Source organism: Pseudomonas sp. MWU12-3088, assembly GCF_023242405.1.
Lineage (GTDB): Bacteria > Pseudomonadota > Gammaproteobacteria > Pseudomonadales > Pseudomonadaceae > Aquipseudomonas > Aquipseudomonas kribbensis.
The window spans coordinates 393242-417218 of record NZ_JALJEA010000004.1 but is presented as its reverse complement, the minus strand read 5'-3'; the positions used below and the strand labels follow the sequence as shown (position 1 = coordinate 417218).

General features: G+C 61.3%; 18 protein-coding genes. 5 read left to right on the top strand and 13 right to left on the bottom strand.

The window, feature by feature from the left end; all coding sequences use genetic code 11:
* Nucleotides 1-7 precede the first annotated feature (7 nt).
* The 3 genes from sdhA to sdhC are packed head-to-tail and all read right to left on the bottom strand — an operon-like array spanning nucleotide 8 to nucleotide 2520.
* On the bottom strand, nucleotides 8-1780 hold the full coding sequence (gene sdhA / locus M5B98_RS13495) for a succinate dehydrogenase flavoprotein subunit (RefSeq protein ID WP_085710547.1): 1773 nt from the start codon (nucleotides 1778-1780) through the stop codon (nucleotides 8-10).
* Between the two features lie 3 nt (nucleotides 1781-1783).
* Nucleotides 1784-2152 (bottom strand): succinate dehydrogenase, hydrophobic membrane anchor protein, encoded by a 369-nt coding sequence (gene sdhD, locus M5B98_RS13490; RefSeq protein ID WP_085710546.1) that lies wholly within the window; start codon nucleotides 2150-2152, stop codon nucleotides 1784-1786.
* Nucleotides 2146-2520, bottom strand: coding sequence for a succinate dehydrogenase, cytochrome b556 subunit (sdhC, locus tag M5B98_RS13485; RefSeq protein WP_011333113.1), 375 nt, complete (start codon nucleotides 2518-2520; stop codon nucleotides 2146-2148). The genes sdhD and sdhC overlap by 7 nt, the downstream gene beginning before the upstream one ends.
* Nucleotides 2521-2884: 364 nt before the next feature.
* Between sdhC and gltA the strand changes: the two genes are divergently transcribed.
* Nucleotides 2885-4174, top strand: coding sequence for a citrate synthase (gltA, locus tag M5B98_RS13480; protein WP_007959044.1), 1290 nt, complete (start codon nucleotides 2885-2887; stop codon nucleotides 4172-4174).
* Between the two features lie 856 nt (nucleotides 4175-5030).
* Here gltA and M5B98_RS13475 read toward each other — a convergent pair.
* The 3 genes from M5B98_RS13475 to M5B98_RS13465 form a co-directional block, all read right to left on the bottom strand.
* Entirely contained in the window at nucleotides 5031-6689 is a 1659-nt protein-coding gene (locus M5B98_RS13475; protein WP_119428789.1) for a cation acetate symporter, read from the bottom strand.
* On the bottom strand, nucleotides 6686-6997 hold the full coding sequence (locus M5B98_RS13470) for a DUF485 domain-containing protein (RefSeq protein ID WP_085710541.1): 312 nt from the start codon (nucleotides 6995-6997) through the stop codon (nucleotides 6686-6688). Before M5B98_RS13470 ends, M5B98_RS13475 begins: the two co-directional genes overlap by 4 nt.
* Nucleotides 6998-7227: 230 nt before the next feature.
* The gene (locus M5B98_RS13465) at nucleotides 7228-8079 is read right to left on the bottom strand and encodes a glycine betaine ABC transporter substrate-binding protein (RefSeq protein WP_085710539.1); all 852 of its coding nucleotides are present in this window, start codon (nucleotides 8077-8079) and stop codon (nucleotides 7228-7230) included.
* A gap of 287 nt (nucleotides 8080-8366) precedes the next feature.
* Between M5B98_RS13465 and M5B98_RS13460 the strand changes: the two genes are divergently transcribed.
* Nucleotides 8367-9962, top strand: coding sequence for a beta (1-6) glucans synthase (locus M5B98_RS13460; protein WP_248742946.1), 1596 nt, complete (start codon nucleotides 8367-8369; stop codon nucleotides 9960-9962).
* Between the two features lie 51 nt (nucleotides 9963-10013).
* On the opposite strand, the gene M5B98_RS13455 is transcribed toward M5B98_RS13460, so the two are convergent.
* A complete protein-coding gene (locus M5B98_RS13455; protein ID WP_248742945.1) occupies nucleotides 10014-10385 on the bottom strand; it encodes a hypothetical protein in 372 nt (123 codons plus the stop codon).
* A gap of 223 nt (nucleotides 10386-10608) precedes the next feature.
* Between M5B98_RS13455 and M5B98_RS13450 the strand changes: the two genes are divergently transcribed.
* Nucleotides 10609-11907, top strand: coding sequence for a serine/threonine protein kinase (locus M5B98_RS13450; RefSeq protein ID WP_085710535.1), 1299 nt, complete (start codon nucleotides 10609-10611; stop codon nucleotides 11905-11907).
* Nucleotides 11900-12688 (top strand): VacJ family lipoprotein, encoded by a 789-nt coding sequence (locus M5B98_RS13445; RefSeq protein WP_085710534.1) that lies wholly within the window; start codon nucleotides 11900-11902, stop codon nucleotides 12686-12688. The genes M5B98_RS13450 and M5B98_RS13445 overlap by 8 nt, the downstream gene beginning before the upstream one ends.
* A 66-nt stretch (nucleotides 12689-12754) precedes the next feature.
* Here the strand turns inward: M5B98_RS13445 and M5B98_RS13440 are convergent, their stop codons facing one another.
* The 5 genes from M5B98_RS13440 to M5B98_RS13420 form a co-directional block, all read right to left on the bottom strand.
* Entirely contained in the window at nucleotides 12755-13669 is a 915-nt protein-coding gene (locus tag M5B98_RS13440) for a DUF808 domain-containing protein (RefSeq protein WP_248742944.1), read from the bottom strand.
* A 66-nt stretch (nucleotides 13670-13735) separates the two neighbouring features.
* On the bottom strand, nucleotides 13736-15172 hold the full coding sequence (locus M5B98_RS13435; protein ID WP_248742943.1) for an efflux transporter outer membrane subunit: 1437 nt from the start codon (nucleotides 15170-15172) through the stop codon (nucleotides 13736-13738).
* Nucleotides 15173-18295 carry an efflux RND transporter permease subunit gene (locus M5B98_RS13430; RefSeq protein WP_248742942.1) on the bottom strand — a complete coding sequence of 1041 codons (3123 nt, stop codon included), beginning with the start codon at nucleotides 18293-18295 and terminating at the stop codon, nucleotides 15173-15175. It lies immediately after the preceding gene.
* Nucleotides 18285-21368 carry an efflux RND transporter permease subunit gene (locus tag M5B98_RS13425; RefSeq protein ID WP_248742941.1) on the bottom strand — a complete coding sequence of 1028 codons (3084 nt, stop codon included), beginning with the start codon at nucleotides 21366-21368 and terminating at the stop codon, nucleotides 18285-18287. The genes M5B98_RS13430 and M5B98_RS13425 overlap by 11 nt, the downstream gene beginning before the upstream one ends.
* Nucleotides 21369-21380: 12 nt before the next feature.
* Nucleotides 21381-22508, bottom strand: coding sequence for an efflux RND transporter periplasmic adaptor subunit (locus M5B98_RS13420; RefSeq protein WP_248742940.1), 1128 nt, complete (start codon nucleotides 22506-22508; stop codon nucleotides 21381-21383).
* A gap of 193 nt (nucleotides 22509-22701) precedes the next feature.
* On the opposite strand from M5B98_RS13420, the gene M5B98_RS13415 reads away from it, so the two are divergent.
* A complete protein-coding gene (locus M5B98_RS13415; protein ID WP_085710525.1) occupies nucleotides 22702-23307 on the top strand; it encodes a TetR/AcrR family transcriptional regulator in 606 nt (201 codons plus the stop codon).
* A gap of 93 nt (nucleotides 23308-23400) precedes the next feature.
* Here M5B98_RS13415 and M5B98_RS13410 read toward each other — a convergent pair whose 3' ends face one another.
* On the bottom strand, nucleotides 23401-23841 hold the full coding sequence (locus tag M5B98_RS13410) for a GlcG/HbpS family heme-binding protein (RefSeq protein WP_085710524.1): 441 nt from the start codon (nucleotides 23839-23841) through the stop codon (nucleotides 23401-23403).
* Between the last annotated feature and the right edge of the window lie 136 nt (nucleotides 23842-23977).

Below are 23977 nucleotides of genomic sequence, written 5' to 3'. Positions count from 1 at the left end.
GTCACCCTTAATAAGTCCGGACTTTTGGTTCGAAAGTCGGAACAGTCTTCGGCGAGAAGTTCACGGCACGCTTGGCGACACGTTTCTCACCCGGGAAGTACAGGGTGTGGCACAGCCAGTTTTCGTCGTCACGGTCTTCGAAGTCTTCACGGGCGTGAGCGCCGCGGGACTCTTTACGTACTTCGGCAGCAATGGCGGTAGCTTCGGCCACTTCCAGCAGGTTTTGCAGTTCCAGCGCTTCGATACGTGCAGTGTTGAACGCCTGCGACTTATCGTTGATCTTCACGTTGGCGATGCGCTTGCGCAGATCGGCCAGCTGGGCAATACCCTTCTGCATGTATTCGCCGGTACGGAATACACCGAAGTAGTTCTGCATGCAGCTTTGCAGCTCGCGACGCAGGGTAGCGACGTCTTCGCCGTCGGTACGGTTGTTCAGCGCGCTCAGGCGTGCCAGGGCAGCTTCGATGTTGGCTTCGGTGGCGTCATCGTATTCGATGCCGTCAGTCAGAGCTTTCTCGAGGTGCAGGCCGGCAGCGCGACCGAAGACCACCAGGTCGAGCAGCGAGTTGCCGCCCAGACGGTTGGCGCCGTGAACCGATACGCAAGCCACTTCACCTACGGCGAACAGACCAGGAATGATCTGATCCACGCCTTCGGCGTTCTGGGTGATTGCCTGGCCGTGAATGTTGGTGGCAACGCCGCCCATCATGTAGTGGCAGGTCGGAACAACCGGAACCGGAGCAACTACCGGGTCAACGTGTGCGAAAGTCTTCGACAGTTCGCAGATGCCTGGCAGACGGCTGTGCAGCACTTCCTCGCCCAGGTGGTCGAGTTTGAGCATTACGTGGTCGCCATTCGGACCGCAACCGTTGCCGGCGATGATTTCCTTAACCATCGAGCGGGCAACCACGTCACGACCGGCAAGGTCTTTGGCGTTCGGAGCATAACGCTCCATGAAACGCTCGCCGTGCTTGTTGATCAGGTAACCACCTTCACCACGGCAACCTTCGGTAACCAGTACACCGGCGCCGGCGATGCCGGTCGGGTGGAACTGCCACATTTCAATGTCTTGTACCGGCACGCCAGCACGCAGAGCCATGCCGACGCCGTCACCGGTGTTGATCAGGGCGTTGGTGGTGGAAGCGTAGATACGGCCTGCACCGCCGGTCGCCAGCACGGTGGCCTTGGCGCGGATGTAGGTGGTTTCACCGGTTTCGATGCAGATGGCGATCACACCGACGAAGTCGCCTGCGTCGTTCTTGACCAGATCGACAGCGTAGTACTCGTTCAGGAACGTGGTACCGGCTTTCAGGTTGCCCTGATAAAGGGTGTGCAGCAGCGCGTGACCGGTACGGTCGGAAGCGGCGCAGGTACGGGCAGCCTGCCCGCCCTTACCGTAATCCTTCGACTGACCGCCGAACGGACGCTGGTAGATACGGCCGGTTTCGGTACGCGAGAACGGCAGACCCATGTGGTCCAGCTCGAAAACCGCAGCCGGGCCTTCCTGACACATGTATTCGATAGCGTCCTGGTCACCGATGTAGTCGGAACCCTTGACGGTATCGTACATGTGCCAGCGCCAGTCATCGTTCGGGTCAGCGGACGCGATGGCGCAGGTGATGCCGCCCTGGGCGGATACAGTGTGCGAACGGGTCGGGAAGACCTTGGTGATCACGGCAGTCTTGTGACCGCCCTGTGCCAGCTGCAGCGCAGCGCGCATGCCGGCACCGCCGCCACCAATGATGATGGCGTCGAAAGAAATCGTTGGAATGTTAGCCATGAATCAGATACCCCAGAGAATCTGCACACCCCAGACGAAGTAAGCGAACATCGCGACGCCGCATACTGCCTGGAAAAGGAAACGTACTGCAGTCGCGGACTTGCCCAGCGCCATCGGCGTCAGGTAGTCGGTCGCGATGGTCCACATGCCGACCCAGGCGTGAGCGCCCAGGGCAACCAGTGCCAGCAGACTGAAGATACGCATTCCGTTGTGGGCGAACAGGCCATGCCATTGTTCATAGCCGATGCCAGGGTGAGCGGCGAGGTAGCCGATCAGGAAAATGAAATAAGCCGCGAGAACGACCGCAGACACGCGCTGTGCCATCCAGTCATAGAGGCCCGAACGCGAAAGGTTTGTAACGCTGGTTACCATATCCAAACTCCTGCCAGAACGATCAGCACCACGGAAACGGCGATGATCAGTTTCGAGCCCAGGCGGCCGCCTTCCAGCGTCTCACCGATGCCCATGTCCATGATCAAGTGGCGCACACCGGCAACCAGGTGATACAGCAGAGCGGACAGGAGGCCCCATGCTACGAACTTGGCCAGCGGGCTGGTCAAGCATGCCTTCACCTCGACATAACCTTCCTCGGAACCCAGGGATTTGCCCAATGCATAAAGCATGATGCCGAGGCCCAGGAAGAGGATGATGCCGGAAACACGGTGAAGAAACGACGTAACGCCGGTGATGGGGAGTTTGATGGTCCTTAGGTCTAGGTTTACAGGTCGTTGGCTTTTCACGGCTTTTTTTTCACACTGAAGAGCCCCTAACAATCAGGGCAAAGTTGTTGGGGAGTGCACTGGTCAGGTAACCACCACCCAGGGATGCGACCCCCAATGAAAGCAAGCCCAAAAGCCCTTGGCGGTCGGTCGCCGAGTATAGACAGTTAGGCTACTAATGACAACGCAATCGCCTACCCCCAATAGCTGATTGCACAAGTTGTATAAAAGGCGTAAATGGCAGGCAATTTCGAGGAAAAAGTGCGGTTAAAGCCTTCTGGAGCAAGACTTTAGGCAAATTGACATTCGAATTTATCTCACTATAGTGGTGCGGGCCCTGCGTGGGGGGTCTGTCTGATGATTTCAAGCATAAATAGGAGGCCACATGGCTGACAAAAAAGCGCAGTTGATCATCGAGGGCGCAGCCCCCGTCGAGCTGCCCATTTTAACCGGCACCGTTGGTCCCGATGTAATCGATGTTCGGGGCCTGACGGCCACGGGCCGCTTCACTTTCGACCCCGGTTTCATGTCGACCGCTTCCTGCGAATCGAAGATCACCTATATCGACGGCGACAACGGCATCCTGCTGCACCGCGGCTACCCGATCGAACAGCTGGCTGAAAAGTCGGACTACCTGGAAACCTGCTACCTGCTGCTGAACGGCGAACTGCCGACTGCAGAGCAAAAGGCCCAGTTCGTCGGCACCGTGAAGAACCACACCATGGTTCACGAGCAGCTGAAAACCTTCTTCAACGGCTTCCGCCGTGACGCCCACCCGATGGCCGTCATGTGTGGTGTAGTCGGCGCCCTCTCGGCCTTCTACCACGACTCCCTCGACATCAATAACCCGCAGCATCGCGAAATCTCCGCGATCCGCCTGGTTGCCAAGATGCCGACCCTGGCCGCGATGGTTTACAAGTACTCCATGGGCCAACCCATGATGTACCCGCGCAACGACCTGTCGTACGCGGAAAACTTCCTGCACATGATGTTCAACACCCCGTGCGAGATCAAACCGATCAGCCCGGTACTCGCCAAGGCCATGGACCGGATCTTCATCCTCCACGCCGACCACGAGCAGAACGCTTCGACCTCCACCGTGCGTCTGGCGGGCTCCTCGGGTGCCAACCCGTTCGCCTGTATCGCCGCCGGTATCGCCGCACTGTGGGGCCCTGCCCACGGCGGTGCGAACGAAGCCGTGCTGACCATGCTCGATGAAATCGGCGATGTCTCGAACATCGACAAGTTCATCGCCAAGGCCAAGGACAAGAACGATCCGTTCAAGCTGATGGGCTTCGGTCACCGCGTTTACAAGAACCGCGACCCACGTGCGACCGTGATGAAGCAGACCTGCGACGAAGTGTTGAAGGAACTGGGCATCCAGAACGATCCGCAACTCGAACTGGCCATGCGCCTGGAAGAGATCGCCCTGACCGACCCGTACTTCATCGAACGCTCGCTGTACCCGAACGTCGACTTCTACTCGGGGATCATCCTCAAGGCGATCGGCATTCCGACCAGCATGTTCACTGTGATCTTCGCCCTGGCACGTACTGTCGGCTGGATCTCGCACTGGAAGGAAATGCTCTCCAGCCCGTACAAGATTGGCCGTCCGCGTCAGCTGTACACTGGTTATGAGTCGCGGGATATCACCAAGCTGGAAGACCGCAAATAAGACTTGTCTTGCGATAACGTCTTAAGTTGTAACGGGAACGGCCTCCATGTGAATGGGGGCCGTTTTTGTTTGTTTCATCTCAGCGGCCTTTGGGCCGACTGTTTTTTGTTGATTGGGTACATATCCGTTTCTTCGGGTGCTGCCGCTGGCGGTTTCGCTCTTACAGCGAGTCCCTTTTTCAAACGCCAAAAAGGAACCAAAAGGCTTTGCCCCGGCGTACGGCACTTCGCTTAGGCTCAGTGTTCCCTCGCTACGGTGTCCATCAGGGGGCATCGCCTACGGTTTGCTTCGCTGCACCTCCTCTCGATGTATGCGGCTTCGCCGCACGGCGCTGCGCGCCTACCCCCTGATGAACACCTCCGCTCGGCCTGCCGAAGGGGCAAAAAATCAAAAGCCAGAGCCAGAGCAAAAGCCAGATCAAGAGCATCCCCTGCTCACCGCTCTTCACGATGAGCGTTAGCTCGAGTACCGCTTTTGATCTTCGGGCGACGTCGGAAGGCTGAGTGGAGGGATTCATCCGGGGGTGGGAGCGCAGCGACCGTTTGGCGAAGCCAAACACATCGAGAGGAGGTGCAGCGAAGCAAACCGTAGGCGATGCCCCCCGGATGAATCCCGGAGCGAAGGAACCCCGAGCCTCAGCGAGCGGGCCGGACGTAGGAGCAAGCGTTTTTGGTTACTTTTTAGGCGTTTGTAAAAAGTGACCCGCCGTAAGGGCGGAACCCTAAGAAGCCGTTACCGCAGCAACGGATATACACACAAACTAAAACCACCCCCAAGAAAGTCCGATAACCGCCCACAAAAAAATGCCCCAATCTCTCGACCAGGGCATTTTCCATTCAACTCAACCTACAAAGCCTCAGTGCGAAACCGCCCCACTAGCCCCCAACCCAGTCTGCGAACGCACAAACTGCGGGAAGAACAGCGCACGCTCGTTCTCTGCCGCCGCCGACTTGTCGGTAATCGAGAAGAACCAGATCCCGATAAACGCAATGATCATCGAGAACAGCGCCGGATACTCATAAGGGAAGATCGCCTTCTCGTGATGCAGAATCTGCACCCAGATGGTCGGGCCAAGAATCATCAGGCCCACCGCACTTACCAGACCCAGCCAGCCGCCAATCATGGCGCCACGGGTGGTCAGCTTCTTCCAGTACATCGAAAGCAGCAGCACCGGGAAGTTGCAGCTCGCCGCGATGGAGAACGCCAGGCCGACCATGAACGCAATGTTCTGGCTTTCGAACAGGATACCCAGGCCGATGGCCAGCACGCCCAGTGCGACGGTGGTGATCTTCGAAACGCGAATTTCATCCTTCTCGTTGGCCTTGCCCTTCTTGATCACGCTGGCGTACAGGTCATGGGACACCGCCGAAGCACCGGCCAGGGTCAGACCGGCCACTACCGCCAGGATGGTCGCGAACGCCACCGCCGAGATGAAGCCGAGGAACACGCTGCCGCCCACGGCGTTGGCCAGGTGCACCGCCGCCATGTTGTTGCCGCCGAGCAGTGCGCCCGCCGCATCTTTAAAGGCCGGGTTGGTGCTGACCAGCAGGATCGCGCCGAAGCCGATGATGAAGGTCAGGATGTAGAAGTAGCCGATGAAACCGGTCGCATACAGCACGCTCTTGCGGGCCTCTTTCGCGTCGCTCACGGTGAAGAAGCGCATCAGGATGTGCGGCAGGCCGGCGGTACCGAACATCAGTGCCAGGCCGAGGGAGAACGCCGAGATCGGGTCTTTCACCAGACCGCCGGGGCTCATGATCGCTTCGCCCTTGGCGTGAACCTTGATGGATTCGGAGAACAGGGTGTTGAAGTCGAAGTTGACGTGCTTCATCACCATCAGCGCCATGAACGAGGCACCAGACAGCAACAGCACCGCCTTGATGATCTGCACCCAGGTGGTCGCCAGCATGCCGCCGAACAGCACGTACAGGCACATCAGGATACCGACCAGAATCACCGCGACGTGGTAGTCGAGACCGAACAGCAGCTGGATCAGCTTGCCGGCACCGACCATTTGCGCGATCAGATAGAACGCCACCACCACCAGCGAACCGCAGGCCGACAGCGTGCGGATCTGGGTTTGCCCAAGGCGGTAGGACGCCACGTCGGCAAAGGTGTATTTACCCAGGTTGCGCAGGCGCTCGGCGATCAGGAACAGAATGATCGGCCAGCCCACCAGGAAGCCGATCGAGTAGATCAGGCCGTCGTAGCCGGAGGTGAACACCAGCGCGGAAATCCCCAGGAAGGACGCCGCCGACATGTAGTCACCGGCAATCGCCAGACCGTTCTGGAAACCGGTGATCTTGCCGCCCGCCGCATAGTAGTCGGCAGCCGACTTGTTGCGTTTGGAGGCCCAGTAGGTGATGCACAGGGTCGCGCCGACGAACACCACGAACATGACGATCGCGGAAACGTTGAGCGGTTGTTTGTGGACTTCGCCGGTCAGGGCGTCAGCGGCCCAGGCGGCCGGAGCGAACGCTGCAATGCTCAAAAGAGCCAGTAGACGCCGGATCATTGCTGAGCCTCCTTGAGAATCGCATTGTTCAGGTCGTCGAACTCGCCATTGGCGCGGCGCACGTAGATACCGGTCAGGATGAAGGCCGAGACAATCAGCCCGACACCGATGGGGATGCCCCAGGTGATCGAAGAACCGGCACTGATCTTGGTCCCGAGCACTTGCGGCCCGTACGCAATCAGCAGGATGAATCCGGAGTAAAGCCCTAGCATGATCGCCGAGAGTATCCAGGCGAACCTTTCCCTTTTTTTCACCAGCTCCTTGAAGCGCGGGCTGTTCTGAATAGAGAGGTAAATGCTGTCGTTCATTGTTTTTATCCTCGCAGCACAGATTTTTATTTTTGGAACGTATCCACTGTATGCGGCTGCGAGCCGGCTTCCAGACGACCTTAGTAGTAGAACGCCATGGCGTTTTTGCCAATTTCCAGACGGCCCGAAAAAGGTGCGCATCCGCCATTAAAGGAGCGGCAATAAAAAAGGCCACCCGACGTGAATGCCGGGCGGCCCTGGGAAGCGCAGACTAGACGCTTCGACTTATATTACTTGGTCCATTCAGCCACGCGGTCCGGGTGTTTGGCGACCCAGTCCTTGGCGGCGGCTTCAGGTTTGGCACCGTCCTGAATCGCCAGCATGACCTGACCGATTTCGTCTTTGGAGGCCCACTGGAAGTTCTTCAGGAACTTCGCCACTTCCGGCGCCTTGGCATCCAGCTCTTTGCTGCCGATGCTGTTCACGGTTTCAGCCGCGCCATACACGCCTTTCGGGTCGTCGAGGAAGCGCAGTTTCCACTTGGCGAACATCCAGTGCGGCACCCAGCCGGTCACGGCGATGGATTCGTTCTTTTTCTCGGCACGGGTCAGCTCGGCGATCATGCCGGCGCCGGAACTGGCCTTGAGGGTGTAACCGGTCAGGCCGTAATCCTTGATCGCCTGGTCGGTCTTGAGCATCACACCCGAGCCGGCGTCGATGCCGACGATGCGATTCTTGAAGCTGTCGTCGGTTTTCAGGTCTTCGATGGATTTGGCTTTGACGTACTCGGGCACGATCAGGCCGATTTTCGCGTCCTTGAAGTTCGGGCCGTAATCGACGACCAGATCCTTGTTCTTCGCCCAGTATTCGCCGTGGGTCACCGGCAGCCAGGCCGACAGCATGGCGTCGAGTTTGCCGGTGGCAACGCCCTGCCACATGATCCCGGTGGCGACGGCCTGGAGTTTCACGTCGTAGCCGAGTTTCTGTTTGATCACCTCGGCCGCCACATGGGTGGTCGCGACGCTGTCGGACCAGCCGTCAACGTAACCGATGTTCAGGGTCTGTTTTTCAGCGCTGGCGAAAGTGGAGCTCATCGCAAGCACCAGAGCGGCACCTGCGCCTAAAAGTCGTCGCATCTTCATCGTTACTTCCCCGAAATGCTGCGCCCGACGGATGCCGGGCATCGTCAACGTATTGTTATGGTGCACAGCGCCCCCATCACGCCTGACCGCAAACTCGTTCGAACATCAGCGGAGTACTGATGGCTTTGATCATCAACCTGACGCACACAGCGACCTGCTCTGCCAGCGACCTCGAAGCAACGAGAAACGACATCAGAAAGCCATTAACTGCGTCTGAATATTTGACGCCAGACAATCCGCCCGAACTTTGCATGTCAAAAACATGCAGGCCACCAACCCCTCTATAAATGCAGGTAACATGCGTCGCTTTGCAGCCACTCGGCCTGACCATGTCCGCATCCTCCCGCTTCCCTTTTCTTCCTTATCTGTTCGCCTGCCTGCTCGGCCTGTTTGCGCTTTGCGGCTTCTGGTACGGCCTCGGCAAACCGGTGATCCTGCCGGATGTCGCCACCCCGACCCACAAGTTGCAATGCGCCTCCTATACGCCGTTCGACAAGGATCAGTCGCCGTTCGACGTCCCGTTCAAACTGCGCCCGGAGCGCATGGACGCCGACCTCGCCCTGCTCGCCACCCGCTTCGAATGCATCCGCACCTATTCCATGACCGGCCTCGAAGCCCTGCCGGAACTGGCGCGCAAGCATGGTTTGAAGCTGATGATCGGCGCCTGGGTCAACAGCAATCCGGTGGACACCGAGAAGGAAGTCGATCTGCTGATCGCTTCGGCCAACGCCAACCCGGACGTGGTCAGCGCGGTGATCGTCGGCAACGAAGCCCTGCTGCGCAAGGAAGTCACCGGTGCACAACTGGCGAAGCTGATCAACAAGGTCAAAAGCCATATCAAGCAGCCGGTGACCTACGCCGATGTCTGGGAGTTCTGGCTCAAGCACCCGGAAGTCGCGCCGGCGGTGGACTTCCTGACCATTCACTTGCTGCCGTACTGGGAAGATGATCCTTCGAACATCGATGCTGCCCTGCAACACGTGGCCGATGTGCGCCAGGTGTTCGGCAACAAATTCGCGCCCAAGGACGTGATGATCGGCGAAACCGGCTGGCCGAGCGAAGGCCGCCAGCGTGAGACGGCGCTGCCGAGCCGGGTCAACGAAGCGAAGTTCATTCGCGGTTTTGTCACCCTGGCCGAACAGCAAGGCTGGCGTTACAACCTGATCGAAGCGTTCGACCAGCCGTGGAAGCGCGGCAGTGAAGGTGCGGTCGGCGGTTACTGGGGGCTGTTCGATGCGGATCGCCAGGACAAAGGCGTGCTGGCCGGGCCGGTATCCAACGTACCTGACTGGTCGCGCTGGCTGGCGCTCGGCGGTTTGATCTTTTTCGGCACGCTGGTGCTTGGCGGTCGGGTTCGCACCACGGGTTCAGCGCTGGCGCTGCCATTGCTCGGCGCCCTCGCCGCTTGCTCGATCGGCGCCTGGGCCAACCTGGCATGGCTGACCACGCGCTTCGCCAGCGAATGGGTATGGGTCGGCTTGCTGACCGTGCTGAATCTGCTGGTGCTGGCGCATGCCGCACTGACCTTGAGCGCCCGCAACGGCTGGCGTGAGCGCGCCTTCAATGCGTTCGAACGACATGCAGGCTGGCTGGTTGCCGCGGCCGGTTTTGCGGCAGCGGTAATGGTGCTGGAGATGGTGTTCGATCCGCGCTATCGCAGCTTCGCGAGTGCGGCGTTCATTCTGCCGGCACTGGTTAACCTGTGCCGCCCGGTGCCGGTGGCCCGCCGGGAAATTGCCCTGCTGACCTTCATCATCGGTGCCTGCATTGCGCCGCAGCTGTTCCGTGAAGGCCTGCAGAATCAGCAGGCCTGGGGCTGGGCGCTGGTCAGCGGGTTGATGGTGGCCGCGTTGTGGCGCTGCCTGCGGGTTCGCAACCGCTGACCTTCAGTAACTGAAAGCATCGCGGGCGAGCCCGCGATGCAGCACTACCAGTCAGTTGGCGACGCGGGGTTCCCGAACCAATCGCAACCCGGCAATCACCACCGCAAACACCGCCAGCGTGGTGTTGTACAACGCCAGCGCCGGAAACCCGAACACCAGCGCCAGCACCGCCAGCCACCACCCTGCCCGTCCCGGCACCACAAAACCGATCACTGCAGCCGCGACCGCCGCCCAGCCGAGCATCTGGAAATGAATCATCAGCCCTAGGTTGGAACGCACCGAGCATTCCCAGCGGCTCGCCTCATCTACGCAGATGCCCACCCATTGCGCGTCCTCCATGAAGCCATAACGCGCGCCATAACTGGCGGCCAGCCATAACGGCAACAGAACGAGCAGCAGAATCACGGGCAAGCGGCGGGACATGGAACACTCCAATCGATGAAATCGGCGGCCAGCTTAATCGCCTGCCAGCCGTGTGCAAGAACTAACAACTCTTAACTGGTCTTTCGATCCGCGCAAAGTGTATCGTCCGGCTACTATTACCCCGAATTCCGTCTGATTGGTGCCGATGCATGGCACTTTGGCGCTAACCCAGTGGTCATAGCCTGCGAACCTCATTCGGCACCTTCCTTTAAGGGATTCACTCATGCTCCGATCCTTGCGCTTCGCCGCCCTGTTTGGCGGCCTTATCCTGAGTGCGTCCGCGCTGGCGGTGGATATAGATGCCGCCAGTTACGGCTATCCGCTGACCAACCCGTTCGAAGCGACCATCGCCACCACGCCGCCGGACCTGCGTCCGGAGTTGCCGTCGGACGACGACATCAATCAGACCGACCGCAGCGTCACCCTGCGTCCGGAACGCGAGTTCATCCTGCCGGACAACTTCTGGGCAGTGAAAAAACTCACCTATCGCATCGCCACCCAGGACAAGGCAGCCCCGCTGATCTTCCTGATCGCCGGCACCGGTGCGCGGTATGACAGCAGCCTCAACGAATACCTGAAAAAGCTCTACTACAAGGCCGGCTACCATGTGGTGCAGCTGTCCTCCCCGACCAGTTTCGACTTCATGAGCGCCGCCTCGCGTTTCGCCACTCCCGGCGTGACCAAGGAAGACGCCGAAGACATGTACCGGGTGATGCAAGCCGTGCGCGCGCAAAACCCGAAAGTGCCGGTCACCGACTATTACCTCAGCGGCTACAGCCTCGGTGCGCTGGACGCAGCGTTCGTCGCTCACCTGGACGAAACCCGCCGCAGCTTCAACTTCAAGAAAGTCCTGCTGCTGAATCCGCCGGTCAACCTGTACACCTCGATCACCAACCTCGACAAGCTGGTGCAGACCGAGGTCAAGGGCATCAACAACAGCACCACGTTCTATGAACTGGTGCTGGCCAAGCTGACCCGCTACTTCCAGCAGAAAGGCTACATCGACCTCAACGATGCACTGCTCTATGACTTCCAGCAGTCCAAGCAGCACCTGAGCAACGAGCAGATGGCGATGCTGATCGGCACCTCGTTCCGCTTCTCGGCGGCAGACATCGCCTTTACTTCGGACCTGATCAACCGTCGCGGCCTGATCACCCCGCCGAAATTCCCGATCACCGAAGGCACCAGCCTCACGCCGTTCCTCAAGCGTGCGCTGCAATGCGACTTCGACTGCTACCTGACCGAACAGGTGATCCCGATGTGGCGCGCCCGCACCGACGGCGGCAGCCTGCTGCAACTGATCGATCAGGTCAGCCTGTACGCCCTCAAGGATTACCTGCACGACAGCCCGAAAATCGCCGTCATGCACAACGCCGACGACGTGATCCTCGGCCCCGGCGACCTCGGTTTCCTGCGCAAGACCTTCGGCGATCGCCTGACGGTTTACCCACTGGGCGGCCATTGCGGCAACCTTAACTACCGCGTCAACAGCGACGCCATGCTGGAGTTCTTCCGTGGCTAAATATCTCCTGCTGTTTGCAGCGTTACTCTGTGCAGGCGTGGCCCAGGCCGACAACAGCAAAGCCAATGCACCGGTGGTGGTCGACAGTGACGGCTTCAAGGAGCCGCTGTCCAAACTCAAGTTCAACCCGGGCCTGGACCAGCGCGAATTCGAGCGCTCGACCCTCAACGCGCTGAACGTGTATGACCCGCTGGAGTCGTGGAACCGCCGGGTCTACCACTTCAACTACCGCTTCGACCAATGGGTGTTCCTGCCGGTGGTCGATGGCTATCGCTATGTCACGCCCGGTTTCGTGCGCTCCGGTGTGAGCAACTTCTTCAACAACCTCGGCGACGTGCCGAACCTGGTCAACAGCCTGCTGCAGTTCAAGGGCAAGCGTTCGATGGAAACCACCGCGCGCCTGCTGCTCAACACCACCATCGGCATCGCCGGCCTGTGGGACCCGGCCACCGCCATGGGCCTGCCGCGCCAGAACGAAGACTTCGGCCAGACCCTGGGCTTCTACGGCGTACCGGGCGGCGCCTACTTCGTGCTGCCGATCCTCGGCCCGTCGAACATCCGCGACACCGCCGGCCTGGCCGTGGACTACACCGCCGAATCGGCGATCAACTACCTGAACGTGTCGAAAGTCAGCGAAAACCACCCGGAAATCTGGGCGCTGCGGGCAGTCGACAAGCGTTATCAGACCCGCTTCCGCTACGGTCAGATGAACTCGCCGTTCGAATACGAGAAGGTGCGCTACGTGTACACCGAATCGCGCAAACTGCAGATTGCCGAGTAAAACCGGCAGCCACAAAAAAAAGGCCATTCGATGGGTATCGAATGGCCTTTTTCATTGAGCCATAAATCAGCCCTTCAGGGCTTTCCAGAGCTTGCCGACGACCGACACAACAGCCAGCACCACCGCCCCCGCCACAACCCCTGCCACACCATTGAGCAACACCGGCACTGCAAAACCTGCGCTGCCTGCTGCTGCGGCAACGCTTGCGATCCAGTCATGTGCCACCGGCACGCCGTGAGTCAGGATGCCACCGCCGACCAGGAACATCGCCGCCGTGCCGATCACCGACAGGCCTTTCATCATGTATGGCGCGGCGCGCAGGATCGCGTTGCCGATGCGTTTCGCCGCAGCGCCGGACTTCTGGGTCAGCCACAGGCCGAGGTCATCGAGTTTGACGATGCCGGCCACCAGGCCGTAGACGCCCACGGTCATGACGACCGCGATGCCCGACATCACGATCACTTGCTGGGTCAGAGAAGCCTCGGCCACGGTGCCGAGGGTGATGGCGATGATTTCCGCCGAGAGGATGAAGTCGGTGCGGATCGCGCCTTTGATCTTGTCCTTCTCGTAGGCCACCAGATCGGTCGCCGGATCGGCCACGGCCTCGGTCAACTGCGTATGCTCGGCCTGATCTTCGTCCTTGCCGTGCAGCAGCGGGTGCGCGAGTTTCTCGAAACCCTCGAAGCACAGATAGGCGCCGCCGACCATCAACAGCGGCGTCACCAGCCACGGCACGAACGCACTGATCGCCAGCGCCGACGGCACCAGGATCAGCTTGTTGACGAACGAGCCCTTGGCCACCGCCCACACCACGGGAATTTCCCGTTCGGCGCGCACGCCGGAGACTTGCTGGGCATTGAGCGCCAGGTCATCGCCGAGCACCCCGGCGGTCTTCTTGGCGGCCATTTTGCTCATCAACGCCACATCATCCAGAACGGTGGCGATGTCGTCGATCAGCACCAGCAAACTGCTTCCTGCCATGGGTCAGGCTTCCCTGTGTAAAAAAGTGCGCGCAGCATACCGTGCGCCACTCAAGGGAGCGAGAGGCTACGGCACCTGCCAGCCACCGCCCAGGCTCTGGAACAGCGCGACACTGCCCTGACTGAGCAAACCCTGGGTATCGCGCAGATTCTGCTCGGCCTGCAACAGCACCAATTGCTGGGTCAGCACCGCTTGCTGGCTGACCGTCCCCGCCCGCTGCTGCGCCTGCTGACTGCCGAACAACTGCTGATTGCGCTGGAACATCTGATCAAAGGCTTGCGCCTGAATATGCAGATGATTGATCGCCGACAGATTGTCCTCGACGTTCTGCAACGCCCCGAGCACCGTGCCGCGATACGTGGCCACGTCCTGATCGTAAGTGGCCTCGGCCTCTTGCTTGGCCGCCTCGCGGGCACCACCGTCGAAAATGGTTTCCGCCAGCGCCGGCCCAAGGGTCCAGATCCGGTTGGGCACGGAGAACAGACCGCCCAGCGCCGTACCCCGGAAACCACCTTCGGCGGTCAGGCTCAGAGTCGGAAAGAACGCCGCTTCGGCAACGCCAATCCGTGCGTTCGCTGCCGCAGCCAAGCGTTCGGCGGATACCACATCGGGCCGGCGCAACAGCAGATTCGACGGCAACACCGGCGGCGGCATCGGCGTCGTGAAGCGATAGTCAGCGGCCTTGGGCAGATCGAACTGCGCCGGCGCCATTCCCACCAGCACCGCCAGCGCATGTTCGGCCTGCTCCCGCGAGCGCTGGGCGGTTTGCAGCGCCGTGATCACCGTGCTGAGCTGATCCTGCGCCACCAGCAATTGATCGTTGGTCGCCGTGCCCTGAACGGTTTGCGCCTGAATCATTGTCAGCAGTTGCTGATTGATGGCCTGCTGTTGCTGCAACAGGTCGATGTCGATATCCAGTTGCCGCAGCCCCAGATAATTGGTCGCCACACTGGCACCGATGGACAGCCGCACGCCGGCCAGCAATGCGTCAGAGGATTGCAGCGAAGCCTGACTCGACTCGATACCGCGCCGCACCTGCCCCCACAGATCCGGCTCCCAACTGGCCGTGAGGGTGGCGCTGACCGTTTGTTCGACGGTGCTGCCGCTGCTGCCGGTCAAACCGCTGGTGGTACTGCCGCTGGCCCCGCCGCCGACACCGCGAGCGCCGGACAGACCTACGCCGACCGTCGGCCACAACCCGGCACGGCTCGACGCTACTTGCGCCTGCGCCAGCCGATACGCCGCCTCGGCGCCGATGATCGACTGGTTGGCCTTGGCCGAGCGCTCGATCAGATTGTTGAGTACCGGATCCTGATAGGCCCGCCACCATTGGCTGTCCAATGCACCTTGCGGATTGGCCCGGGCGCGCTGCCATTGCGTGCCTTCCTTGAACGAAGTCGGCAGTTCAATCGCAGGCTTGTGATAGTCCGGGCCGACCATGCAACCGCTCAACAACAGGCTCAGCAACAGGCTGGCACCCACGGGGAACAGGCGACGTTTCATTTATCGCTCCTTACGCTTCAGGCGCTGCGACGCCCGGTCCAGCCAAAGGTAGATCACCGGCGTGGTGTACAGCGTTAGCAACTGGCTGAACAGCAAGCCGCCAATGATCGAAATCCCCAACGGCCGGCGCAGCTCCGAGCCATAGCCACTGCCCAGCACCAGCGGCAGTGCGCCGAGGATCGCCGCCAGCGTGGTCATCATGATCGGCCGGAAGCGGATCAGGCAGGCGCGGCGGATCGCGTCCTTGGCGCTGAGGCCGAATTCGCGGCGCTCGGTGATGGCGAAGTCGATCATCATGATCGCGTTCTTCTTGACGATCCCGATCAGCAGAATCACCCCCACCAGCGCGATGATCGACAGTTCAGTGCCGGTCAGCAGCAAGGCAATCAGCGCGCCGACACCGGCTGATGGCAAGGTCGAAAGGATCGTCAGCGGATGCACCAGACTTTCATAGAGCATGCCCAGCACCACGTACACCGACAGCAGCGCCGCAACGATCAGCAACGGCTCGCTGGCCACCGAAGACTGGAACACCTGCGCCGTCCCGGCAAACTGGCCGACCACACTGGCGGGCATGCGCAGCTGTTTCACGGCGTTGTCCACCAGCGCCGTTGCCTGGCCGATGGCGACGCCCGGCGCGAGGTTGAACGAGGCGGTCACCGCCGGGAACGTCCCCTGATGACTGATCGAAATCGCCGTGCGCCCCACGGAGTAATCCGCCAGCGCCGACAGCGGCACCAGCGCTTGCGAGGCCGTGGCACTCAGGTTCGGCGCCGCCGCAGCGCCCTTGGTGGCGACCGCAGCGGTGCCCACCGGCACGTAAATGTTTTTCAGGGTTTCCGGGGACGCCCAGTACGCCGGCGCCACTTCCATCACCACGTGGTACTGGTTGGCGGAGCGGTAGATGGTCGACACCTGACGCTGGCCAAAAGCGTCGTACAGCGTCTGGTCGATGGCCGACATGCTGACCCCGAGCCGGGCGGCGGTATCGCGATTGACCGTCACGCTGGACATCAGACTGTTGTCCTGCTGATCGGTGTTCACATCGGTCAATTGCGGCAAGCCGTGCAGCATCGCGACGACTTTCGGCACCCATTCGTCGAGGGTGCTCTGGTCGTCGGCCGTCATCGTGTATTGGTACTGCGCCCCGCTTTGCCGCCCGCCGACCGTGATGTCCTGCGCCGATTGCAGATACAGGCGAGTGCCGGGCATGTCGCCGAGGGTGTGGCGAATCTGGCCGATGACCTGATCGGCGCCGTCCTTGCGATCCGCCAGCGGCTTGAGGGTGATGAACAATTGCGCACTGTTGACCGCCCCGCCGATCCCGCCACCGCCGCCGACAAATCCGCCGACGGTCGCCACGTTCGGATTGCTCAAGACCTTTTTATTGATCTCGCTGAAGTTCGACTGGATCGCCCCGAAGGAAATGCTCTGCGCCGCGATGATGCTGCCGGACATGCGCCCGGTGTCTTCCTGCGGAAAGAAGCCCTTGGGCACCAGCACATACAGCACACACGCCAGCACAATCACCAGCAACGTCAGCAGCCCCATCAAAAACGAATGCTCGACAACCCAACCCAGCGTGCGGTCGTAAAACCGGTGAAAATACGAGTCCGGATGATCGTCACCCTTGCCGCTCTGCTGCTGTGTGCGCAGCAGCACGCTGGCCAGCATCGGCGTCACCGTCAGCGACACCAGCATCGAAATCACGATGGCCACCGACAGCGAAATCGAAAACTCGCGAAACAGCCGCCCGACTACCCCGCCCATCAGCAGCAACGGAATGAACACCGCCACCAGTGACACGCTGATGGTCATCACCGTGAAGCCCACCTCCCGCGCTCCGGCCAGCGCGGCTTGCACACGGCTTTCGCCTTTCTCCAGGTGCCGCATGATGTTCTCGACCACCACGATCGCGTCGTCCACCACAAACCCGGTGGAAATGGTCAGCGCCATCAGCGACAGGTTGTTGAGGCTGTAACCGAGAAAATACATCGCCCCGAAAGTGCCGAGCAGCGACAGCGGCACGACGATGGCCGGGATCAGCGTGCTGCGCCAGTCGCGGAAAAAGCCGAAGGTCACCAGCGTCACCAGTGCGATCGAAATCAGCAGGGTCACTTCCACGTCGTGCAATGACGCGCGGATGGTGGTGGTGCGGTCCATCAGGATGTTGATCTTGATCGCCGAGGGAATCGAACTCTGCAGGAACGGCAGGTCGGCCTTCACCGCATCCACCGTGTCGATGACGTTGGCGCCGGGCTGCTTGAACACCACCAGCAGCACCGCCGGTTTGCCGTTGGACAGACCGAAGTTACGCAGGTCTTCGACGTCTTCGCTGACGTCGCCGAGGTCGGAAATGCGCACCAGATCACCGTTGCGTTGCTTGACCACCAGCGACCCGTAATCGCTGCCCTGATAGAGCATGTCGTTGGCCTTCAGGCCATAGGACTGATCGCCGACCGACACCGTGCCTTTGGGCAGGTTGACGTTGGACGCCTGAATCACTTGCCGAACCTGTTCCAGGCTGACGCCGTAGCGATTGAGCCGGTCCGGATTGAGCTCGATGCGCACCGCCGGCAGCGCCGCGCCGCCCACCGTGACATCGCCTACACCCGTGGTCTGCAACAGCCGCTGTTCGAGCAGGGTCGAGGCCACGTCGTACATCTGGCCACGGGTCGCCGAATCGGAGGTCAGGCTGAGAATCAGGATCGGCGAATCGGCCGGGTTGACCTTGCGGTAGGTCGGGTTGCCGGACAGGTCGCTCGGCAGGCTGCTGCGCGCTGCGTTGATCGCCGCCTGCACGTCCCGCGCCGCGCCGTCGATGTCGCGATTGAGGTCGAACTGCAAAGTGATGCGGGTCGCCCCCAGCGAACTGGACGAGGTCATTTCAGTGACCCCGGCGATCTGCCCGAACTGACGTTCCAGCGGCGTCGCCACCGACGACGCCACCGTACTCGGGTCGGCACCGGGCAACGAGGCACGCACGCTGATAGTCGGGAAATCCACCTCCGGCAACGGCGCCACCGGCAGCAGGTTGAACGCCAGCACACCGAACAGTGCCAGCCCGACCGCCAGCAACGTGGTGGCGATGGGGCGCTGGATAAATGGCGCGCTAAGGTTCATCGCGCAAGGCCTCGGCCGCCGCTGGACGGCGCCGGGTGAAGCGCTGCTCCAGGCCATGCATGGCGAGGAAAATCACCGGGGTCGAAAACAGCGTCAGCAACTGGCTGAGCAACAAGCCGCCGATGATCGCGATCCCCAGCGGATGGCGCAGCTCCGAGCCGATCCCGGTGCCCAGCGCCAGCGGCACCGCGCCGAACAGCGAGGCCATGCTGGTCATCAGAATCGGCCGGAATCGCAACTCGGCGGCCTGCCGGATCGCCGCCACCGGATCGAGCCCGCCCTTGCGTTCCAGCTCCAGGGCGAAGTCGACCATCATGATGCCGTTTTTCATCACGATCCCGATCAGCAGCACGATGCCGATCAAGCCGATGATGTCGAACTGCGTGCCGGTGATCAGCAATGCCAGCAAGGCGCCGAGCGCGGCGGACAACAGGGTCGAGAGAATCGTCACCGGGTGCACGAAGCTCTCGTAGAGAATCCCCAACATCAGGTACACCACGATGATGGCCGCCAGCACCAGAAACACCTGATTGGACAACGACGCCTCGAACGTCGCCGCCGCCCCTTCCAGATTGGCCTGTACCGACAGCGGCAGGCCGGCCTTGGCCTCGATGTCCTTGAGCCGCGTCACCGCCGCGCCGAGGGTCTGGCCCGGGGCGAGGTTGAACGAGACATCGGCGTAGGGAAACTGCCCCAGACGGTTGATGGTCACCGGCGCGCGAATCACCTGCATCGTCGCCATGCTCGACAGCGGCGCCACCCCGCCGCCGGGAATATCGACGTAGAGCCCGGTCAACAGATCCGCCAGATTGTGCGGCGGATGGTCGGTGGCGATCACCACGTGATACTGGTTGAGCTGGGTGTAGATGGTCGACACCTGACGCTGGCCAAAGGCGTCGTACAGCACGTCGTCGATGGCTTGCGGCGTGATGCCCAGACGCGATGCGGTGGCGCGGTCGAAGTTGAGCTGGATCTGATTGCCGAACTGCATCGCCTGGCTTTGCACGTCGGTGAACATCGGGTCCTGTTTGATCGCCGCCAGCAGTTTGTTGGTCCAGGTTTCCAGTTCGCCCGGGTCAGTGGCTTGCAGGCCGAGGCGGTAACTGGTGGTCGAGACGGTGGCGTCCAGCGTCAGGTCCTGCACGCTGTGCAGGTACAGGCGAATTCCGGCGTCGTCGGCATTGGCGTCGGAGAGCCGGCGAATCACCGCTGCGCTGCTGTCACGGTCGCCGTGGGGCTTGAGGTTGATCAGCAAGTTGCCCTGATTGATCGTCGGGTTGGTCTGGTCGATGCCAACGAATGACGACAGGCTCGCCACCGCCGGGTCCTTGAGAATCCGCGCGGCCAGCCGCTGTTGCTCGCTCTGCATCTGCTGGAAGGAAATACCCGGCGAGGCCTGGGAAATGCCCTGGATCAGCCCGGTGTCCTGCTCGGGGAAAAAGCCTTTGGGCATGACCACGATGATCAACAGCGTCAGCAGCCCGGTGAGCACCACCGAGATCAGCGTCAGCCCGCGATGCAGCAGCACCCAGTCCAGTCCTTTGACGTAATAGCCGTTGACCCGGTCGAAGAAGTCGACCCGACGTTCCTCGTGTTTGTGCTTGAGCATCCGCGAACACATCATCGGCGTCAGGGTCAGGGTGATCAGCGCCGAGATGACGATGGTTACCGCCACGGTCATGGCGAATTCACGGAACAGCCGGCCCACCACATCGCCCATGAACAGCAGCGGAATCATCACCGCGATCAGCGCCACCGACAGCGAAATGATGGTGAAGCCGATCTGCTCCGCGCCCTTGAGCGCAGCCTGCATCGGCGAGTCGCCGGCCTCGATGTAGCGGGTGATGTTTTCGATCATGACGATGGCGTCATCGACCACGAAACCGATGGCGATGGTCAGCGCCATCAGCGTCAGGTTGTTGAGCGAAAACCCCACCGCGTAGGCCACCGCCAGGGTGCCGACCAGCGTCAACGGCACGGTCACCGCCGGGATGATCGTCGCGGCCACATTGCGCAGGAACAGGAAGATCACGATCACCACCAGCAACACCGCCACCGCCAGTTCGTACTGCACGTCGGTGACCGAGGCGCGGATGGTTTGCGTGCGGTCGGTGAGCACGTTGACCTTCAACGTCGCCGGCAGGCTGGCACGCAGTTTGGGCAGCAGTTGTTGCACGCGGTCGACCACATCAATCACGTTGGCCCCGGGCTGACGCTGGATGTTCAGGACAATCGACGGCGTGCTGTCGGTCCATGCCGCTTGCCGAGGATTTTCCGGGCCCTGGGTTGATGAAGCGATCTGCGAAAGGCGAATCGGCGCGCCGTTCTTGTAGGCGATCACCAGATCGCGGTACTCCTCGGCGGACTGCAACTGGTCGTTGGTGCCGATCGAGTACGCCTGATATTTGCCGTCGATATTGCCCTTGGCCTGATTGACGTTGGCCGTGCCCAGCGAGGTGCGCAGGTCATCGAGGGACAGCCCCAGACTGTTCAGCGCCGAGGTGTTGGCCTCGACTCGCACCGCCGGGCGTTGACCGCCGCTGAGGGTGACCAGGCCGACGCCGGTAATCTGCGAAATCTTTTGCGCCAGCCGCGTGTCGGCGAGGTCTTCAACCTTGGTCAGCGGCAACACATCGGAGGTCAGCGACAGCGTCAGCACCGGCGCGTCGGCCGGGTTGACCTTGCTGTAGACCGGCGGGTACGGCAGGTTCGCCGGCAGGAAGGTGCCGGCGGCGTTGATCGCAGCCTGCACTTCCTGCTCGGCGACATCCAAAGACAACGACAGATCGAATTGCAGGGTCACCACCGAAGCGCCGTCGGAGCTGGTGGAGTTCATCGACTTGAGCCCCGGCATCTCGCCGAGCTGGCGTTCCAGCGGCGCAGTGATCGACGAACTGATGACCTCGGGACTGGCGCCGGGGTATTGGGTGAACACCTGAATGGTCGGGTAATCCACCTCCGGCAATGCCGACACCGACAACAAGTGATAACCCAGCAGACCCAGCAACAGTACGGCGACCATCAACAGCGTGGTGGCCACCGGGCGTTCGGTGAAGGGGCGCGAGACGTTCATGGGCTACGCCTCCTATTGCGCGACGACTTTCACCGCCGAGCCATCGTCGAGTTTGTCGGCGCCCTCGGTGACGACCTGCTCGCCCGCCTTCACCCCGTTGTCGAGCACCGCCGAGACATCGCCTGTCGCCGGCCCGGTCTTGATGTTGCGCAGGCTGACCTTGTTGCCGGGGTCGACCACGACGAAGACGAAATCGCCCTTGCTGCCGTGCTGGATCGCCCGGGTCGGCACCACGGGGTTCTGACTCAGGGTGTCGGCCTTGAGCCGGGCGTTGACGAACTGATTGGGAAACAGCGCCTTGGCCGAATCGTCGAACTGCGCCTTGACCTTGATCGTGCCGGTGCTGGTATCGACCTGGTTATCCAGCGCCAGCAGATTGCCGGTGGCCAGCAGGTTGTGTTTGTTGCGGTCGTAGGCCAGCACCGTGACTACGCCTTTGGCCATGGCCTGATTGATCGCACCCAGATCGTCCTCGGGCACGGCGAACACCACGGTGGCCGGGGTCATCTGGGTGATCACGGCAATTCCGGTGGTGCTGGTGGTGGTCACGTAGTTGCCAGGATCGACCTGGCGCAAACCGACCACGCCATCCACCGGCGAAGTGATCGTGCAGTAGCTCAACTGGACTTCGAGGTTCTGCACGCTGCCCTGATCCGAAGCGACCGTGCCTTGCAGTTGCTGCACCAGCGAGGCCTGGGTATCGAGGGTTTGCTGAGTGGTGGAGCCGACCTTGATCAGTTCGCGATAACGCGCAAGATCGCGCACGGCGTTGGCGAGCAGCGCCTGATCATGCATCAGCGTGCCTTTGGCCACCGCCAGTTGCGCCTTCAGCGCCCGGTCGTCAATGCGGGCGATGACCTGGCCTTTGGCGACGTGCTGGCCTTCCTTGAACTCGACCGAGCTGAGAATGCCGTTGACCTGGGTCACCACCGTCACGCTACGGGTCGGGGTCACCGTGCCCAAGGCGTCGATGTAGACCGGCACGTCCTGCAACTTGACCGGGACCGCCGCGACCGGCTCGGCGGCCGGCGGGGGTTTGACCCGGCGCTGACCGGCGCTCAGGTAGAACCACAGGGCAAGCCCCAGCAACAGCACAATGCCAATGATCAACAGGACTTTGCCGCGCCTGCGTCTCGCCATGACCGCCCGCCTCTTGCCCCCGCGTCTGCCTTGACTCTAGCAGCGTCCCGGAAGCCGTCGCGGGGCATGGCGAATTTGTTCAGGCTGGCGACAGACTGACGCGACGAGCGCCACCGACGGGCATTGTTGAGCGCCGCGCGAGGCCGGTGCTACCATGCGCAACCGCCAGAACAGGCAAGGAACCACCGGGTTTATGAGCACAATCCGCGAGCGCAACAAAGAACTGATCCTGCGTGCCGCCAGTGAAGAGTTTGCCGACAAGGGCTTCGCTGCGACCAAAACCAGCGACATCGCCGCCAAGGCGGGATTGCCCAAGCCCAACGTCTACTACTACTTCAAGTCCAAGGAAAACCTCTACCGCGAGGTTCTGGAAAGCATCATCGTGCCGATCCTGCAGGCTTCGACCCCGTTCAACCCGGACGGCGTGCCGAGCGAAGTGCTGAGCGGCTACATCCGCTCGAAGATCCGCATCTCCCGCGACCTGCCGTTTGCCTCCAAGGTGTTCGCCAGCGAAATCATGCACGGCGCCCCGCACCTGAGCGCCGACCTCGTCGAGCAACTGAACAGCCAGGCCAAGCACAACATCGACTGCATCCAGAGCTGGATCGACCGCGGCCAGATCGCCCCGATCGACCCCAACCACCTGATGTTCAGCATCTGGGCCGCGACCCAGACCTACGCCGACTTCGACTGGCAGATCTCCGCCGTGACCGGCAAGGAAAAGCTCGACGAAGCCGATTATGAGTCCGCGGCACAAACCATCATCCGGTTGGTCCTCAAGGGCTGCGAGCCGGACTGAAACCAACACCTCCAGACACAAACAAGCCCGCCCTCACAGAACTTCCTGTGAGGGCGGGCTTGTTCGTTTCAGCAACTATCCGGCGTTAGCCGCTCAGGCCGCCACCCCCGCATCCGCCCGCAGGTCCAAAGCCTCCACAGCCTTGATCGCCACCTGCTCATCGACATCCGACAGATCGCCGCTGATGCCGATCGCCCCCAGTACGTTGCCCGCCTGATCACGGATCAACACGCCACCCGGTGCCGGGACGACGCTGCCCTGCCCCATGCTGTTGAGTGCGGCGATGAACGCCGGGCGTTGTTGCGCGTCCAGCGCCAGCAGGCGTGAGCCCTTGCCCAGGGCGATGGCGCCCCAGGCTTTGCCGATGGCGATGTTCGGGCGCAGCAGGCTGGCGCCGTCTTCACGTTGCAAGGTGACCAGGTGGCCGCCGGTATCCAGTACTGCAATGGTCAGCGGCGCGGCGGAGATCGCCCGCCCTGCGCTGATGGCTTCGTTGACCAGGTTGACTGCGACTTTCAAGGTTAAAGCGCTCATGGTGCCGTCCTCATTTTGTTATTGGGAAAGCCGTTGGACTGCGCTTTTCTGCCGCAGCCCGATGCAACAAATAGAACACAATGAATTATTTTTTTGTATACAATAATTCTCGAAAAGCGCTCCATGCGACGAAAAG

What these genes read in the sequence shown, in the direction of transcription:
- M5B98_RS13450 (WP_085710535.1), top strand. Translation starts at nt 10,609, where the DNA reads ATGCTCCGATCCTTGCGCTTCGCCGCCCTGTTTGGCGGCCTTATCCTG.
- M5B98_RS13465 (WP_085710539.1), bottom strand. Translation starts at nt 8,079, where the DNA reads ATGAAGATGCGACGACTTTTAGGCGCAGGTGCCGCTCTGGTGCTTGCG.
- sdhA (WP_085710547.1), bottom strand. Translation starts at nt 1,780, where the DNA reads ATGGCTAACATTCCAACGATTTCTTTCGACGCCATCATCATTGGTGGC.
- M5B98_RS13425 (WP_248742941.1), bottom strand. Translation starts at nt 21,368, where the DNA reads ATGAACGTCTCGCGCCCCTTCACCGAACGCCCGGTGGCCACCACGCTG.
- M5B98_RS13455 (WP_248742945.1), bottom strand. Translation starts at nt 10,385, where the DNA reads ATGTCCCGCCGCTTGCCCGTGATTCTGCTGCTCGTTCTGTTGCCGTTA.
- M5B98_RS13420 (WP_248742940.1), bottom strand. Translation starts at nt 22,508, where the DNA reads ATGGCGAGACGCAGGCGCGGCAAAGTCCTGTTGATCATTGGCATTGTG.
- M5B98_RS13435 (WP_248742943.1), bottom strand. Translation starts at nt 15,172, where the DNA reads ATGAAACGTCGCCTGTTCCCCGTGGGTGCCAGCCTGTTGCTGAGCCTG.
- gltA (WP_007959044.1), top strand. Translation starts at nt 2,885, where the DNA reads ATGGCTGACAAAAAAGCGCAGTTGATCATCGAGGGCGCAGCCCCCGTC.
- M5B98_RS13410 (WP_085710524.1), bottom strand. Translation starts at nt 23,841, where the DNA reads ATGAGCGCTTTAACCTTGAAAGTCGCAGTCAACCTGGTCAACGAAGCC.
- M5B98_RS13415 (WP_085710525.1), top strand. Translation starts at nt 22,702, where the DNA reads ATGAGCACAATCCGCGAGCGCAACAAAGAACTGATCCTGCGTGCCGCC.
- M5B98_RS13440 (WP_248742944.1), bottom strand. Translation starts at nt 13,669, where the DNA reads ATGGCAGGAAGCAGTTTGCTGGTGCTGATCGACGACATCGCCACCGTT.
- M5B98_RS13460 (WP_248742946.1), top strand. Translation starts at nt 8,367, where the DNA reads ATGCAGGTAACATGCGTCGCTTTGCAGCCACTCGGCCTGACCATGTCC.
- sdhD (WP_085710546.1), bottom strand. Translation starts at nt 2,152, where the DNA reads ATGGTAACCAGCGTTACAAACCTTTCGCGTTCGGGCCTCTATGACTGG.
- M5B98_RS13470 (WP_085710541.1), bottom strand. Translation starts at nt 6,997, where the DNA reads ATGAACGACAGCATTTACCTCTCTATTCAGAACAGCCCGCGCTTCAAG.
- M5B98_RS13475 (WP_119428789.1), bottom strand. Translation starts at nt 6,689, where the DNA reads ATGATCCGGCGTCTACTGGCTCTTTTGAGCATTGCAGCGTTCGCTCCG.
- M5B98_RS13430 (WP_248742942.1), bottom strand. Translation starts at nt 18,295, where the DNA reads ATGAACCTTAGCGCGCCATTTATCCAGCGCCCCATCGCCACCACGTTG.